At 65.2% G+C, this 15030-nt stretch carries 14 protein-coding genes; 5 read left to right on the top strand and 9 right to left on the bottom strand.

Annotated features, from left to right (window positions below; genetic code table 11):
- The coding region (locus AC3WRI_RS17470; RefSeq protein ID WP_492293690.1) for a PQQ-dependent sugar dehydrogenase at positions 1 to 1368 on the top strand (1368 nt) is incomplete at its 5' end.
- 110 nt (positions 1369 to 1478) lie between these two features.
- Here AC3WRI_RS17470 and AC3WRI_RS17465 read toward each other — a convergent pair.
- A complete protein-coding gene (locus AC3WRI_RS17465) occupies positions 1479 to 2390 on the bottom strand; it encodes a LysR family transcriptional regulator (protein ID WP_010812630.1) in 912 nt (303 codons plus the stop codon).
- A 377-nt stretch (positions 2391 to 2767) separates the two neighbouring features.
- Here AC3WRI_RS17465 and AC3WRI_RS17460 point away from each other — a divergent pair, with 377 nt between their 5' ends.
- The 3 genes from AC3WRI_RS17460 (at position 2768) to yddG (ending at position 5886) form a co-directional block, all read left to right on the top strand.
- Positions 2768 to 3664 (top strand): pyridoxal-phosphate dependent enzyme, encoded by an 897-nt coding sequence (locus AC3WRI_RS17460; protein ID WP_010812629.1) that lies wholly within the window; start codon positions 2768 to 2770, stop codon positions 3662 to 3664.
- A gap of 26 nt (positions 3665 to 3690) precedes the next feature.
- Positions 3691 to 4659 carry a tripartite tricarboxylate transporter substrate binding protein gene (locus AC3WRI_RS17455; protein ID WP_010812628.1) on the top strand — a complete coding sequence of 323 codons (969 nt, stop codon included), beginning with the start codon at positions 3691 to 3693 and terminating at the stop codon, positions 4657 to 4659.
- A gap of 282 nt (positions 4660 to 4941) precedes the next feature.
- Complete coding sequence (yddG, locus tag AC3WRI_RS17450) at positions 4942 to 5886, top strand: aromatic amino acid DMT transporter YddG (protein ID WP_011616478.1); 945 nt, start codon at positions 4942 to 4944, stop codon at positions 5884 to 5886.
- 43 nt (positions 5887 to 5929) lie between these two features.
- On the opposite strand, the gene AC3WRI_RS17445 is transcribed toward yddG, so the two are convergent.
- Genes AC3WRI_RS17445 through AC3WRI_RS17430 form a run of 4 tightly spaced genes read right to left on the bottom strand, consistent with a single transcriptional unit; the run spans position 5930 to position 8843 of the window.
- A complete protein-coding gene (locus tag AC3WRI_RS17445; protein ID WP_492293688.1) occupies positions 5930 to 6961 on the bottom strand; it encodes an NADP-dependent oxidoreductase in 1032 nt (343 codons plus the stop codon).
- A gap of 16 nt (positions 6962 to 6977) precedes the next feature.
- A complete protein-coding gene (locus AC3WRI_RS17440) occupies positions 6978 to 7853 on the bottom strand; it encodes an SDR family NAD(P)-dependent oxidoreductase (RefSeq protein ID WP_010812625.1) in 876 nt (291 codons plus the stop codon).
- Complete coding sequence (locus AC3WRI_RS17435; RefSeq protein WP_492293693.1) at positions 7850 to 8509, bottom strand: Dabb family protein; 660 nt, start codon at positions 8507 to 8509, stop codon at positions 7850 to 7852. Before AC3WRI_RS17435 ends, AC3WRI_RS17440 begins: the two co-directional genes overlap by 4 nt.
- Positions 8499 to 8843, bottom strand: coding sequence for a hypothetical protein (locus tag AC3WRI_RS17430; protein ID WP_492293686.1), 345 nt, complete (start codon positions 8841 to 8843; stop codon positions 8499 to 8501). Before AC3WRI_RS17430 ends, AC3WRI_RS17435 begins: the two co-directional genes overlap by 11 nt.
- A gap of 252 nt (positions 8844 to 9095) precedes the next feature.
- On the opposite strand from AC3WRI_RS17430, the gene AC3WRI_RS17425 reads away from it, so the two are divergent.
- A complete protein-coding gene (locus tag AC3WRI_RS17425; RefSeq protein ID WP_234788243.1) occupies positions 9096 to 10124 on the top strand; it encodes an AraC family transcriptional regulator in 1029 nt (342 codons plus the stop codon).
- Positions 10125 to 10172: 48 nt separating this feature from the next.
- Here the strand turns inward: AC3WRI_RS17425 and AC3WRI_RS17420 are convergent, their stop codons facing one another.
- The 4 genes from AC3WRI_RS17420 to AC3WRI_RS17405 all read right to left on the bottom strand — a co-directional run bounded on the left by AC3WRI_RS17420 (position 10173) and on the right by AC3WRI_RS17405 (position 15013).
- Positions 10173 to 11288 carry a sensor histidine kinase gene (locus AC3WRI_RS17420; RefSeq protein ID WP_492293685.1) on the bottom strand — a complete coding sequence of 372 codons (1116 nt, stop codon included), beginning with the start codon at positions 11286 to 11288 and terminating at the stop codon, positions 10173 to 10175.
- A gap of 176 nt (positions 11289 to 11464) precedes the next feature.
- Positions 11465 to 12157 carry a TVP38/TMEM64 family protein gene (locus tag AC3WRI_RS17415; RefSeq protein ID WP_011616484.1) on the bottom strand — a complete coding sequence of 231 codons (693 nt, stop codon included), beginning with the start codon at positions 12155 to 12157 and terminating at the stop codon, positions 11465 to 11467.
- A gap of 94 nt (positions 12158 to 12251) precedes the next feature.
- On the bottom strand, positions 12252 to 13253 hold the full coding sequence (locus AC3WRI_RS17410) for a tripartite tricarboxylate transporter substrate binding protein (RefSeq protein WP_011616485.1): 1002 nt from the start codon (positions 13251 to 13253) through the stop codon (positions 12252 to 12254).
- Positions 13254 to 13318: 65 nt separating this feature from the next.
- Positions 13319 to 15013, bottom strand: a complete 1695-nt coding sequence (locus AC3WRI_RS17405; protein WP_011616486.1) for a thiamine pyrophosphate-binding protein — start codon at positions 15011 to 15013, stop codon at positions 13319 to 13321.
- Positions 15014 to 15030: the final 17 nt, after the last annotated feature.

The following is a 15030-nucleotide window of genomic DNA, read 5'->3' as shown; positions in this document are numbered from 1 at the left end:
GGAGACGGGGGCGGTGACAGCGCCACCGGCACGCTGACGCTCTCCATCTCCGGCCTGCCGTCCGGGACGTCGGCGGCCATCACGGTATTGGGGCCCGGCCAGTTCCGCCAGACCGTGACCCAGTCGACCACGCTGTCCAACCTGGCTGCTGGCAGCTATACCGTCAGTGCCGCCAGCGTGCTGGCTGGCAGCACGCTCCTCAAGCCGCAGCCGCCTTCGCAGACCGTGGCGGTGACCGCGGGCGGCAGTGCTTTGGCAAGCGTGGAATACGGCTCACCGGAAACAGTGCAGTTGTCGCTGACGCAGGTTGCCGGCGGGTTATCCGAGCCCATCTTCCTGACCGCGCCCCCCGGCGATCCGCGCCTGTTCGTGGTCGAGCGGGCCGGCCGCATCCGGATCGTGCGCAACGGCGCATTGGTCGCTACGCCGTTCCTCAATATCGCCGCGCTGACGACGACCGATGGCGAGCGCGGGCTGCTGTCGATGGCGTTCGATCCCAACTATGGGACCAACGGCCGCTTCTACGTCTATTACACCGACACCAATGGGGCCATCACCATCGCCCGCTACAACGTATCGGCCGCGAATCCGGATATCGCCGCGGCATCCGGCACCGTGCTGCTGTCGATTCCGCACGGCACCTTCTCCAACCATAACGGCGGCCAGCTCGCGTTCGGCCCGGACGGCATGCTCTATATCGGCACGGGCGACGGCGGCGGCGGTGGCGATCCGTCGGGCAACGCCCAGAACCCGGCAACGCTGCTCGGCAAGATGCTGCGCATCGACGTCAGCGGGGCATCCGGCTACGGCTTGCCTGCCGGCAATCCCTTCGTCGGCCAGTCCGGCAGCCGCGGCGAAATCTGGGCTCTCGGCCTGCGCAACCCGTGGCGGTTTACGTTCGACGCCGGCTTGCTGTATATCGCCGATGTCGGCGAGGACCAGCGCGAGGAAGTCGACGTGGCGCCGGCCACCAGCGCGGGCCTGAACTACGGCTGGAACCGGACCGAAGGCACCGCCTGCGTGGGTGCGGCCACGTGCGACAAGACCGGGCTGACCATGCCGGTCTTCGAATACGGCCACGAAGCGGGCGCTTGTGCCATCGTCGGTGGCTATGCGTACCGGGGCAGTGCCAACCCGGTGCTGCATGGGCGGTACTTCTATTCCGACCTTTGCACGGGCAAGCTGCTGAGCTTCATGTATCGCGACGGCGTTGTCGCAGAACAGGTCGACTGGAACGTCACGATCCCGGGCAGTGTGTTCTCGTTTGGCGTGGATGACGCGCAGGCGCTGTACGTGCTGGCCGATCCGGGCACGTCGGCGACGAGCGGGCGGGTGTATCGGATCGATGTGTCGGACGGCACGCCTTAACGGCGGGGCGCAGGAGCACTGCGCTTCGGGCAGGGGCTCCTGGCCGTTGAACCGCCGCGGACGTGCTGCTATGGCACTTTCCTGCACGCGCCCTCATTGCTGCACGTGCATCACAGCAAATCGGCCAACCGCTGCCGGCATAGGCTCACGAACTGCTGTGCCGCAGTCGACTGGCCTTGTGCCGGATGGAATGCCAGGATTGCCCGGAATCGAACGGGAGCGGTGAGCGGTACGCTGCGCAGCCCGAGCGCAACGTAGCCACGGGCCACCAATGGATTGGTGATCGCAAGGCCAGCACCGGCCAGGGTCAGTGAGCACTGCGTGTGGCTGTACGGTGTTGTCGCCACGAAACGCGGCTCGATGCCGGACTCGGAAAAGCACGCTTCCAGCCGGCGTTGCGCAGGATCCGAAGCGTCCAGGCCGATCAACGGAACCTCGATCAGATCCTCGATGCCGACTTTCGCGCGCGCCGCGAAAGGATGCGTCGCGGGAGCGACGCAAACCGCCTGCACTGCGTAGAACTCGGACGCGGTCAGGCCGCTGGTGTCCGCCTCGTCGCCCATGAACGCGATATCGAGTTCGCGCTGAAGCAGGCGCTCGCGCAAGCCCCTGGAGCTGTCGACCTCCAGCTGGCAACGAACGCGGGGGTGGTTGTGGATGAAGTCCGCCACCGATGACGGCATCACGCTGGAGGCCATGGCGTGCAAGGCGCCGACGCGCAGGATCGTATCTTCATAGGAACGCAACTGATCTATCTTGCGCTGCACGGCGTCGAGGCCGACATAGACGCGCTCGACTTCGTCGATCAGGGACGCCGCCTCGGGCGTGGGCGCCATACGCCCTTTGCTTCGGTCGAACAGTCTTAACCGCGCTGCCTGTTCAAGCTGCAGCACGATCTGTGTCACGGCGGGCTGGCTGATGTGCAGGGCTTCGGCGGCCCGGCGCGCCGATCCCAGGCGCATGACCATGCGAAACACCTCGATTTGGCGGGCGCTGATCACGATGTCGGTGGCTGTCCCCATACCCAACCCTATAAGTTTTGCTTAATTCGATAATCGGAATGCCTGCGCTGCCCAGGCGTGACATCACATAGACTCGGGTCATGACCACTTGGGCTTTTATCATGCGCGCCAGTCGCTATCCGCATCCGACCGAAGCGCTCGTCAATCCGGCGATGCATGCCCTGCAATGCATTACCTGCCACGCTCAATATCCAGTCAGCGACATGCCGGAAGGGTGCCCGAACTGCGCAAGCGCCGGCCGGCCCAGCAGTCTCGAAGTTGCCTACCAGCACCACGCACTGGATTTTGCACCAAGAAGCGGAAGTTATACATGGGGGCATTGGCAGCCGTACCTGGAAGGCGTGTCTTTGGGGGAGGGCGCCACGCCATGCGTACCGGTGCCAACCCTGGCGTCGCTGGCGGACGTGGCGTCCGTATGGATCAAGAATGAAGGCGCAAATCCGACCGGCTCGCACAAGGATCGCATGTCGGCGCAGGCCGTAAGCCGGGCGCTGGATATTGGCGCGAGCGAGGTGGTGCTGGCGTCAAGCGGCAACGCCGCAGTCTCGGCCGCGGCCTATTGCGCCGCCGCGGGACTGGACTGCGAAGTCGCGACCTACCAGGCGCTTCCGTCCGTTTTCGATGCGGCGTTGCGTTACTACGGTGCGCGGCGTGTCATCTGCGACAACGGTCACGCGCGATGGGCGCATGTCCGCCGCCGCGTCAGGGAAGAGGGAGCCTTTGCACTGACCAACTACAGCGTGCCCGCGGTGGGTAGCCCGGTATTTGGTGTGGAAGGCTACCGTGCTGTCGCACTGGAGTGGGTGGCGCAAGGATGCCGCCCCGACCATGTCATGGTGCCGACGGCGCGGGGGGATCTGTTGTGGGGCATCTATAGCGCGCTGCGTGACCTGGTCACGCTGGGACATCTCCCGAAGCTGCCCCGCCTCTGGGCGATCGAGCCGTTCCCGCGGCTGTCGCGCGTGCTGGCGGGCGCGCCGCAGCAGTCCGACTTCCCGGGCACGACCCAGCAATTCTCCACGGCCGGCTCGACCGTGACCGCGCAGCAGGTCCACGCCGTCAGGCAATCGGGCGGCGGCGCGGTGGTCATCGACGACGCGGCAGCGCGCGACGGTACCCGCCGTCTCGCTGCGGCCGGATTCTGGGTCGAGCTGTGCGCGGGAGCGGGGTTTGCCGCCACGCAAGCGCTGCGCGCCGACGGGCGCATCGCCAGGACGGAAGCAGTCATGCTGATGCTGACTGCACGCGGCGATCGCGATCCGGGACAAGCTTGATTTCCAGACAATATTCGGAGCCACCCATGAACTTGCGTTCTCTGTTGACTGCCATCACCTTCGGCCTCGCGGCTCAGGTACCGTCGGCCCTGGCCGCCTATCCTGAAAAGCCGATCCGATTGATCGTGCCCTGGGCTGCCGGCGGCAGCACCGATGCGCTGGCCCGTGCGGTCGCGCAGCGAATGAGCGAATCGATGGGCCAGCCCGTGGTCGTCGACAATCGCGCCGGCGCCTCCGGCCGCATCGGCGCCGACATCCTCGCAAAGTCGGCTCCCGACGGCTACACGCTGGGCGTCATCGAGCTGGCTCATACCGTGGCGCCGTCGGTGTTCCGCCAGATGCCATATGATGTGTTGCGCGACTTCACGCCGGTTTCACTGCTCGGCGAGGCGCCGCTCATCCTGTTCGCGGACAGCACGCACTATCGCGCTGGCGACGTCCAGCGCTTCCTTGCGGACTCACGCAAGGCAGGAACGCCGCTGCAGCTTGCCACCAGCGGGAACGGCACGATCAGCCATCTGGCCGCCAAGATGCTTGAAGCGCAGGCGGGCATCCCGGTCGATGCCGTACCGTACCGGGGCTCGGCGCCCGCGCTGACCGATGTGTCCGCCCAACTGGTCAAAGGCCATTTCGCTACGCTGGCAAGCGGCAGCAGCCTGCTTGGCGGTGGCAAGATCGCGGCCTTGATGGTGACGGGGCCGGTGCGCGTGACTTCGCTTCCCGATGTTCCGACCGCAGCCGAAGCCAGGCTGCCGGGAATGCAGGTCAGCCAATGGTGGGCCCTGGTGGCTCCCGCGCGGGCACCGTCTGCCGTCGTGAGCAGGCTTGCGGACGAAGTCCGCGCGGCATTGACGAATCCGCAGACCAAGGCACGGCTCGACAGCCAAGGTATCGACCTCAAGGCGTCCTCGCCTGCTCAACTCGGAGACCGGCTGCGCGCAGAGACGGATCGCTGGGCGAATCTGGCTAAGCAGGCTGGCATTCAACCCGAATGACTAGACCTGGACAAGCGCCTGGATCCTGACATGGGGAGTCTATATCGGCCCGCGTCGTGACCGCCACAACATGACGGCTGGCCCAGTTGCTGAAGATGCCTGCTCTGGGAGCGGTGAAAACCCCGGCACCTTCTCCACTTCGTTCCCATCTGGATCGACGTATCCGGCCGGTAATACGCCAAGCAGGTGAAATGACGGGCCATACCCGCGTTGGCTGCGGCTGCGCATGGTGCCCTTACAATGCCGATGGTTCAGATCGACTGGTAGGCGCAAACAGGTGTCATGCAAAGCAAGAGCAAAGCAACTCTCATCGGGCTCATCGCGATTCTGTTATGGAGCTCGATTGTCGGCCTGATTCGCGGTGTCAGCGAAAACCTTGGGGCAACCGGTGGGGCGGCAATGATCTATACCGTCGCCTCGGCCCTGCTCTTGCTGACAGTCGGTTTCGTCAGAATGCAGGATTTTCCCCGGCGCTATCTGGTTTGGGGAAGCATTCTGTTCGTTTCGTACGAGCTGTGTCTTTCCTTGTCCATTGGCTACGCCAACAGCAGCAGGCAAGCCATTGAGGTGGGGATGGTCAACTACTTGTGGCCGAGCTTCACCATGCTGTGTGCCATCGCATTCAACAAGCAGAAGGCCAACTTGCTGATCATTCCCGGCTTCCTGATCGCCATTCTCGGGATCTGCTGGGTGCTTGGCGGGGATCAGGGCCTGGACTTCGCCGGGATGGCGGAGAACATCCAGGACAATCCGCTCAGCTATGGGCTGGCCTTCCTTGGTGCCCTGATCTGGGCGGCGTATTGCACTGTGACCAACCGGATTGCCGAAGGCAGGAATGGCATCACGCTGTTCTTCATGCTGACAGCGCTGGCGTTGTGGATCAAGTATTTCGCCACAGAGAGCGGGTCGATGGAATTCAGCTATCAGGCAGTGATTTATCTTGCGTTGGCCGCCTCTGCGATGGGATTCGGCTATGCGGCCTGGAATGTTGGCATCCTGCATGGCAATGTCACCGTCCTTGCCGGCGCTTCCTACTTCATTCCGGTACTTTCCGCCGCCCTGGCGGCCATGCTCTTGCGTACACCCCTGTCGATCGCCTTCTGGAAGGGCGCATCCATGGTATGTGCGGGGTCGATCCTCTGTTGGCTGGCAACACGTGGGCAACGTTCCAAGGCACCTCCGTTGCCGGAATTACCGCAGTCGCGCGAACGTGTCCAGGAACCGTGAGTGCGTGCGACCGCGCTGTTTGATCAAGCAAGCAGTATCCAACTTATTTTTCGGTCGGCCTGCCTGACTGGAAGCCAGCGACCAGGTCGTGTGCATTGGCTGGCTCGGCGATACGCAGCACCAGCTTGCTTGCCGCCTTGCCCGACTGGACCAGATCGAGTGCGCGCCCCGCGTGTTCCAGCGGCAGGCATTCGATGCGGGGCGGTCGCAGGCGCCCGCTGTCGAGCAGCGCCGCGATCTCGCGCAGCCGCGCGCCGCTGGGCATCTTGCTGAACGCCACCGCGGTGCGGACGCCGCGCTGCGCGGCTGCGGCAGGATCCGGGCCGTTGTCGCCGCTGACCAGCGTCAGGATGGCGACAAGGATGCCGCCGGGCCTGAGCAGGTCCATGCCGTTCGGCAGGGTGCCGCAGCCAACGGCGTCCAGTACCAGGTCGACGCCAGCCGGCGCCCATGCCTGCATCGCGGCAGCGATGTCGCCGCCACGGTAGTCGATTGCCAGGTCGCAGCCGAGCGCCATCAGTTCGTCGCGGCGTGCCGCGCTGCAGGTGGCTGCGACGGTTGCCCCGGCTGCTTTTGCCAGTTGCACGGCAAACGTGCCGACCGCGCCGGCACCGCCATGAACCAGCACCCTCTGCACTGGCTTGAGTCCGCCTTCGTCGAAGAGTCCCGTCCAGGCGGCCAGCGCCGGGGTCGGGACGGCCGCGGCCTCGGCAAATCCCAGATTGTCGGGAATCGGCACCACGCAATCCTGGCTGACCGCGACGTATTCGGCATAGGAACCCCACTTGCCTGCGCCGACCGCGGTTTGCGCGAACACGCGCTGTCCCGGGACGAAATCCTTGACGCCGCTTCCCACCGCAGCCACGACGCCGCTGGCATCGAAGCCGATCACGAACGGGAAGCTGTACTGCATGAAGTGGCTCAGATAGCCTTCACGGCATTTCCAGTCAGCGGGATTCACGCCGGCACAGGCCACGCGGAGCAGGACTTCGCCGGCAGCGGGTTCCGGCGTCGGGAGGTTTCCAAGCCTGAGTACGTCGGGTCCGCCGGTACGATCAATGACGACAGCGCGCATGCTCTTCTCCATGGGCTTAGCTTGCGGACAGGTCGTGGCTCAGGCCGGGATGTGCCCAGGACGGGATCACGGGCGGCGGCAGCATGCCCTTGCCATCCAGCGTATGGACGTCCAGCCCGTGCGCCAGGGGGAAGTGCAGGCTATGGGCGATGTGGCCGGTGCGCAGCCGGGCCGGCACGCTGCAGAGTGCAAGCGCCGTTTCCACCAGGTACTCCACCGGCTCGGTCGGATAGCCGTCCGGGATATAGCGTTCGCTGCCTGGCGTGAGGATCGCCGTGCTTGGCGCTACCGAATTGACCGCGATATTGTCGGCCTCCAGTTCTGCCGCCAGGCCCTCTGTGAACCGGTTGATGGCAGCCTTGACCGCGGCGTAGGCCGTGACCCCGCCAGCCCGGTCAAAGTCTTGATACGGGCGAGCAGGCGACAGGGCGGTGACGGAGCCCAGGTTCAGGATCCATCCCGCGCCGCGCGTGCGCAGCAGCGGGATCGCTGCGCGGCTGAGCACGAAGGGGATGCGCAGGTAGTGCTCGACCGTCCTGTCGAAGATTTCCAGCGGCATCGATTCGATGCCGCTGTATTCCGCCATGCCGGCATTGTTGACCAGGATGTCGAGACCGCCCGCGGCGCTTGCCGCCCGCGCCACCAGGTTGTCGCGCTGCGCCGGGTCTTCGAGGTCCGCCGCCAGCGCGATGGCACTGCCCCCTTGCCGCCTGATCTGGCCAACCGTCTCGGCCAGCGTGCCAGGTTCGTCCTCGGACTCGCCTGCGCGCCGTGCCGTGGCAACCACCAGCGCGCCCTCCACCGCGAAGCGCTGCGCGATGGCACGGCCGATGCCGCGGCTGGCGCCGGTCACCAGCGCAATCTTTCCTGTCAGTTTTCCGTGTGCGGTCATGGCGCGTATTCCTCTGTGCGGTTGTGGTTGGCAATCAGGCTTGTCGCGAGCGGGCAGAAGGCGTGGGAGATCGCCTGGACTGTCCATTCGGGAAACTCGGGGTCGAACCATCGGTCGACGCGGCCCCAATGAAAGGGGTGCATCAGGTATTCGCCCAGCAGGTCGTCCGCGCTGGCGAACTCCTGCTGCCAGACATGGGTCCAGGTGCCGGGCGACAAGACGCGGGCAAGGCGCCAGTTGCGGATGCCGGGCATGTAACCGGGCATTCGCAGCAGGTCCTGCTCAAGTGCGCGGACCTGCCGGTCCGGCGCTTCAGGCCGGACCCGGAACATCAGCGTGCGCCAGATCCCGTGGCGCAGCTGAGGGGCGCGCAGACCGCCCGAGATCGGGTGATAGGCGACGCTATCCACCTCTGCCATGCTGTCCAGCGCGGCAGCCAGGCCGGTGCCGTGACCGGGCGAGCCGGATGCAGTCGCGCCGAATCGCAGGTCGAGCGTGTAGTCGCCAGCGCCCCAGCTTCCCGCCAGGTTCCGGCCAATCGCCACATGGCGCAGGCCCGGCAGTGTTTTAACGCGGGCAAGCAAGGCTTGCTCCTGTGTGCACGTCCCGGCGCTGAAGCCGGCGTGCAATCGCACCTGTGCTGTCTCAAGCCGCATCGCCATGCTCCTTGCGCCGGGGCAGCGCAGCTGTCGCCTCGGCCATCACATGGCGGCGGCGGGATTCACACAGCGTGCCGACTGTCGACCAGAAGGCTAGGGCCGGAGCATCGATGCTTGCGCGCATGGCGTAGTAAGCCGGCGCATCCGCCACTTGCCACAGCAGCCACAGCGTATTGGGTGCATCTTCCAGCGCCACGGGCGGCGACACCCAGCGCTGCAGCAGTGCCAGGCCCCTGGCGGCGCTGCCAGGCAAGTACTGACTTTCCAGCAGGCTCAGCACAGTGGGCAGGTGCCCGGGCGCGAGCACGATTTCATCGAGGATGTGGATCATTGTGTGTCTCACGCGGCGCAGGCAGGGCAGCAGGGCTGCGATGCCGGAGCCGCGGGTTTGCGGGAGGGAAGCGCGGTCATTGGGTTGTCCCGTATAGGCATGGTGTTCATCGCATGGCAACCTCCATCGCCCAGGCCGTGCGCAAGCTGTCGCGCGGGTGGAAGTGCCGGGATGATTATGGGAGGCCAGGTCGCACCGGATCCCCACCCGAACGATCAACCATCGCTACCGAAGCAATCACGACCAGCGACCATGAATGCCCACATACCGGGGAATCCCGTACCTGTTCCGCACGGCATGGTGCAGCGCCTGCTGGACGAACTGAAGCGGCAGGGCGTCGAGGTTCCACCTGCCGCCGGCGCATCCGGGCATGCGCCGCCCGCCAGGTTCACCGCGCTCTATCGCGCCGCGATCGAGCGGCTGGAAGCCCTGGTCGCCAAAGGCAACGGCCATCCCCCCATGCGCAAGCAGGAAGTGGACTTGCTGTGCCGTTGCGTCTTGAGCAGCCAGACGCTGAGGGAGGCGATCCGCTGCGCTGCCGACTTCTGCGCGATGCTGTATCCGCGAGCCGGTGCGCTCAGCCTCGGGCAAAGCGCAGGGCAGGCGGTGTTCCGCATGGATTCGCTGCGGCGTGCGAACTCCTCCGCGGCTTGCCTGGTGGACCTGACCGGGCTCTTCTTCTATATGCTGCTGTTCGGCTGGCTGGTCGGCCAGCCGCTGCGCCCGACCCACGTCTACCTGGCGCATCCCCGGCGCGAGGACGCCATGCCTTTCCTGGGCTTGTTCCATGCCGCGGTCACGTCCGGGGCCCAGACCTACGGATTCGAATTCGATGAGGCCCTGCTCGACCGGCCGGTCGTGCGCCAGGCCGCGGAGCTCGATGCGTTCCTGGAAGACTTTCCTTACCGGCTGATCGGTGCGCCGGTCGAGGTCGTATCACTGAGCCAGCAGGTGCATGGCATCCTGCATGCAGCGCTGGTGCATGGCGCGCGGCTGCCGACGCTGGCTGAACTGGCCATGCGCTTTGACGTGAGCGAGCCGACCCTGCGCCGCCGTCTCGCTGCCGACGGCAGCAGCTACCGGGTACTGCGCGAACACAGCCTGCAGGAATACGCGGAACAATGCCTGTGCACGACCAACTGGCCGGTAGGAAGAATCGCGGAGCAGCTTGGCTTTGCCAGCGAGGAAGCGTTTCGCCGGGCGTTCCAGCGCTGGACCGGGCATGCGCCGACGCGCTTCAGGCGGGAAAGCAGGGGTGAGGTGGTGAACGGGAGTTCGTGAAGCGGTAATTCCAGCTGTCGGCGACAGAGAACAGGCTGCGCGCGCCCGTTACCTGCGACGCGGCAGACGCACGTCAAACGCGGTCCCTGTCTGGTCGGAGCGCGCCTCGATCGATCCCTGATGGGCCTTGGTAATCTCGCTCACTATATACAGCCCGAGTCCGAGGCCGTCCGCGTTTTTGTGCTCCTGATCCGGGCCTCTCCTTAGCGGGTCAAAAAGGCGCTGCAGCGACAGCGGGTCAATGGCGGGACCACTGTTCCTGACCTCGAGACGGACTTCCGCGTCATGGCCGGTGACTACAACGCGGACCGGCTCGTCCGGCGCGCCGTACCTTATCGCATTGAGCACCAGATTAGAAAGCAGTTGCTGCAGGCGCGGACCGTCCCAAAAACCCTGCACGTTGCCCTTCACCTCAAGATCGATGCGGCGGGCCGGATACGCCGCACGCAACTGGTCCACGGTATCGGCAACCAAGTCAGCCAGATCGACGTCGTCAGGCGTGATGTTGATACCCAAGCCGAGTTTCGTTCGGTTGAAATCGCACAGATCATTCAGAAGAGAATTCATGCGGGAACCACTTCGAATCAGCCGGGCTGCAGCTTCCGATACCTTCTCCCCAGCGTTCAGCGCCGCCAGATATGTGGCGGTCGTCTGGATGGTCTGCAGTGGGCTGCGCATATCGTGCCCAACCATGCCGAGCAACAGGTCGCGAGCCTGCTCTACCTCCGAATGGAAAAAATCCACGGATTCCGCGACTGCCTGATCGATAGCCTCGTTGAACCGCATTACTTCGTCCAGATCCGGGGCGGCCGGCTGACATTCGTCAATCCACAAACGCAGCACGCTGGCGCGCAGCGCCCGGTATTCAGCGACCAGTTGATTGATGTTGAAGCCACCGCGCGCGCGCATGAGGGCGTGTGATTGTGCGGCGGTCTCCGGCGCACCGAGTAGCCTGGGGGCCTGCCCCATTGATTTTTTGCGTTGAGCTTCCCTCGTTTGCGGGGTCAACAAATCCTTCGCCACGGCTTGCAGGATCTGCGGTGCGTGGTCACGCAGCGCGAGGGAGTCCATGCTTCTTGCGGCAGGCAGCAGGGTGGTCGCAAACTCCTCCCATACCGCCACAATGCGCCCTGTATTCCGCAAGATGAAGTCAGCTAGTCGCATGGCTCCCCCTGAAGCAACTGAGCAAGCCCCGGAAATGCACTCTTGAGAATTTATCTTAGGCTAGTTGTCGGCGGTTCCAAGTAGCGTCGGAAACGGCCTGGAATGACCGATTCGGCACAAACGTCGGTGGAGCCGTGGGGCGAAATTCGTCTCCCGCAGATCCCTGGCGGCCCCGTTCAGCGCCGTTGCAGGCCGCCAGACCTGTGCTTCCTGACCGCACGCAGCACCAGGCCCGCCAGCACCGCGACAACCGCCAGGATGCCGATGGCGACAAAGAAAGGTAAGGGCCGGTCGATTGCCAGGCTTTCCCCGGCGACGACGATACCCAACGCATAGCCCGCTTCGGCGATGGCCATCGCGGCCAGGAATTTCCGGAAGGGGTAATGCATGGAGCCGAACAGATAACCGGGAATTTCCGACGGAACCGCGATACAGAACAGCAGCACCGCCCAGAATTTCATGCGCTGCGATACGTAGTCCTGGTATTTCGCGAGCTTGTCCTCGTAACCGCTACGGGCGAGCAATGGATAAGCCAGGCGGCCGATGCCGAAGGCGGCCACAGCGCCCAGCAGCCAGCCGCCCCAGAGCAGAACAATGGTGAGCGGCTTGCCCCACACCTCGGTGGCCGGCGGCACCAGGACCACGCTCGAGGCGAAGGCGAGCATGGCAGACACGGCCGAGAACAGGAAGAAGACCAGCGCGCCTGCCGCGGGGTGCTGTTCCATCGTCGCCCGCGCCCAATCGATGGCCTGGTCGACGAAGGCCTTGAACGGAGGCGACAGGACGACCAGGCCAATCAGCACCGTCGCGGCGCCGACTGCAAGCCAGAACCAGACGGGGCGCCGATTGGCAGACAATTTGCTCACCATACGAAATTAGAACCGCAGGCCGGGCCAAAGTTTCGAGGTGATTCCCCGAGGCCCGGTCCGCGACACCCCCGAATACGATGCGTTCGGCCCCGCCTCAGTCTTCCAGCTTCAGCCCGGTCTTCTTGACGAAGCTGTGCCAGCGCTCGTATTGCTCGCGCGCATAGCGGTCTACGGTGGGACCATCGGTGGCCATGACCTCGAAGCCGGCCGCGGTCAGCTTTCGTTTGGTTTCCGGGTCCGACAATGCGGTCTGGAAATCTTCCGTCAGTTTCCTGACGACCGCAGGTGGGGTGGCTGCCGGTGCGAAGATGCCGATCCACGAGTAGGCCTCGAAGTCCGGGAACCCGGACTCGATGACGGTTGGAACATCGGGCAGGTCGGGCAGGCGGCGCGCGCCCGTCACGGCCAGCGGCTTGATCTTGTTGGCAGAGATCTGGCCCTTCAGGGCCGCATAGCTCAGCAGCGTGATGCTGGACACATTGCCCAGCACTGCCTGGACCGCGGGACCCCCGCCGGCGTACGGCACGTGCATCAACTCGACCCGAGCCTGCCGCTTCAGGTCCTCGGCCACAAGATGGTTCATCGAGCCAAGCCCGGTGGAGGCGTAGCTGTATTTGGACGGCTCACGCCGCGCAGCGTCGAGGAAGCTGCGCAGGTCCTTGCCAGGAACGGTGGGCGATGCGCCGATCACGAGCGGGAAGCGCACGGCAAACGTGACGCCAGTGAAGTCCTTGAACGTGTCATAGGGGAGCCTGGACTTCGCCACGGGGTTGATTGCATGCGTATCGAAGGCGACCAGCAGGGTATTGCCGTCCGGCGCGGATCGAGCCACGTACTGGGTAGCGACCTGGCTGGCTGCGCCGGGCCGGTTTTCGATGACCACGGGCCGCCCGGCCGCCTCCGCCAGTTTCGGCTGGATGATGCGTGCGGCAATGTCGGTGCTGCCGCCGGGCGGGAAGGTGACCACCAGCTTCAGTGGCGTGGCATTGTCAGGCCCTGCTGCTGCCGTTGTCAGCGGCAGCAGCAGGCAGGCAAGGGCCACCACGCCGGCACCAAGCGCTTTCTGGCGGCCTGGTGCCGCAAGTCGGCTAGACATAGATACCTCTCCCATCGTTGAGCTTTGGTTCGGATCAGATAAGCGTTCTGGACATGGCCTGGATGTCAGCCCATCCACTGGCTCACGGGTGCGGCGGTGTCCTGCAGTTCTTGTGAAATCACGTCGACCAGCGCCGGACCATCATGCTCCAGCGCCGCGCGAATCGCGGCATCGAGCTGTCCCGGGTCTTCCACGCGCCAGGCCTTGATGCCGAACGCCTCGGCAACGCGCGCGTGGTCCGTGCGGCTGAAATCGACCGAGAAGTAGCGTTGTTCGTAGCCGGCCTTCTGGCTTGCCTTGATCCAGCCGTAGACGGCATTCGAGAACACGATCATCTTCAGCGGAATCTTGCGTCGCGTCAGCGTTTCCATCTCGCCGCAGGTAAAGCCGAAGCTGCCGTCGCCCATGACCGATACCACGGTCGCACGCGGGCGCCCAACGGCCGCGCCGATCCCGGCCGACATCGAGAAGCCAAGGGCGCCGTGGGCCCGGTTGGTGATGAAATGGCGCCCAGGCTTGCTGGCGTTGTAATACGCGGAGAAATACGGGCAGGGCGTGCCGGGGTCGGCCACCACGACGGCGTCATCCGGCAGCAGCCGGTTGAGGGCATCCACCACGCGTTCCGGCTTGATCGGCACATCGAGCGAGGCTGCCAGCGGTGCGAAGGCGGCAAGCTTGGCGGCACGCGCGGCACCGGCCAGCGCGGCGCCGTCGGCGGCGTCGGACGGGCGGTGGGGCAGGCGGTCGCTCACGGCGGCGTTGAGCGCCTTCAGGGCGAGCAGGGCATCGCCAACCATGGCGACGTCAGTGCGGTAGTTCGCGGCAATCACCATCGGATCCGCATCGAGATGCAGGATTGCGATGTCCCGCGACGGGAAGCGCCAATGCTCGGTGGTGGTCGAGCCGGCGCGGCAACCGATGAACAGCACGGCATCGGCCTTGGCGACGATCTCGCGCGTGGCCATGATGCCGCCATTGGCACCGACCACGCCGGTATTCAGCGGATGGGTGTCGGCCAGGCTGCCTTGCCCGCTGACGGTGGTGCAGACCGGGGCATTCAGCATGCCGGCCAGCGCTTCCAGTTCTGCGCAGGCGCCAGAGATGACCACGCCACCGCCGCAGATGATGACCGGCAGGCGCGCTGCGACCAGCCGCTGCGCTGCCCGTTCGATCTCGGCCGGGTCCGGCGCATAGCGCATGGCAGGGAAGCGGTCGTGGCCAGGCTGCGCCCATACCTCGGCAGCATCCACCTCATGCTTCTGCACGTCGTATGGCAAACACAGGTGCGCGGATCCGGGCTTGCCGGTGGTCATGGCGCGGAAGGCGCCGCGCACCGCGCCCGGGATCTGGTCGGCGCGGTCGATTGTGGTATTCCACTTGGTGAGGGGGCGGTACAGCGCTTCCTGGTCGAGTTCGGTCAGGGGGTACTTGCCGCGCGAGCCGACCGATACGTCCGAGGTAATCCCAAGCACAGCCACTGAAGACTCATTGGCCTCGACCAGACCCGGCAGCAAGTAGGTGGCTCCGCCCCCACTGGGCCCCTCGCATACGCCAACCTTGCCGGTTACGCGGGCATAGGCGTCAGCCATGTAGCCGGCGCTGCGCTCATCGCGCGTCAGGATGTGGTCAATCCCATGGTCGAGGCGGGCCATGGCGTCATAGAAGGGCAGGCTGGTATCGCCGCACAGCCCGAAGACGTGCTTTACACCATTCAGTTGAAGCATTCGGACCATGGCTTCAGCGCCGTTCATCTTCGTCATTCCAGGAGTCTCCAAGT

The organism is Cupriavidus sp. FW305-27, from assembly GCF_058787995.1.
Note: the sequence above shows the minus strand (reverse complement) of the source record. Positions and strands in the feature narration are given on the sequence as shown.

Bases quoted from the DNA above. Each gene is read 5' to 3' on its own strand.
- AC3WRI_RS17465 (WP_010812630.1), bottom strand. From the start codon at position 2,390: ATGGGGACAGCCACCGACATCGTGATCAGCGCCCGCCAAATCGAGGTG.
- AC3WRI_RS17455 (WP_010812628.1), top strand. From the start codon at position 3,691: ATGAACTTGCGTTCTCTGTTGACTGCCATCACCTTCGGCCTCGCGGCT.
- yddG (WP_011616478.1), top strand. From the start codon at position 4,942: ATGCAAAGCAAGAGCAAAGCAACTCTCATCGGGCTCATCGCGATTCTG.
- AC3WRI_RS17445 (WP_492293688.1), bottom strand. From the start codon at position 6,961: ATGCGCGCTGTCGTCATTGATCGTACCGGCGGACCCGACGTACTCAGG.
- AC3WRI_RS17440 (WP_010812625.1), bottom strand. From the start codon at position 7,853: ATGACCGCACACGGAAAACTGACAGGAAAGATTGCGCTGGTGACCGGC.
- AC3WRI_RS17435 (WP_492293693.1), bottom strand. From the start codon at position 8,509: ATGCGGCTTGAGACAGCACAGGTGCGATTGCACGCCGGCTTCAGCGCC.
- AC3WRI_RS17430 (WP_492293686.1), bottom strand. From the start codon at position 8,843: ATGATCCACATCCTCGATGAAATCGTGCTCGCGCCCGGGCACCTGCCC.
- AC3WRI_RS17425 (WP_234788243.1), top strand. From the start codon at position 9,096: ATGAATGCCCACATACCGGGGAATCCCGTACCTGTTCCGCACGGCATG.
- AC3WRI_RS17420 (WP_492293685.1), bottom strand. From the start codon at position 11,288: ATGCGACTAGCTGACTTCATCTTGCGGAATACAGGGCGCATTGTGGCG.
- AC3WRI_RS17415 (WP_011616484.1), bottom strand. From the start codon at position 12,157: ATGGTGAGCAAATTGTCTGCCAATCGGCGCCCCGTCTGGTTCTGGCTT.
- AC3WRI_RS17410 (WP_011616485.1), bottom strand. From the start codon at position 13,253: ATGTCTAGCCGACTTGCGGCACCAGGCCGCCAGAAAGCGCTTGGTGCC.
- AC3WRI_RS17405 (WP_011616486.1), bottom strand. From the start codon at position 15,013: ATGACGAAGATGAACGGCGCTGAAGCCATGGTCCGAATGCTTCAACTG.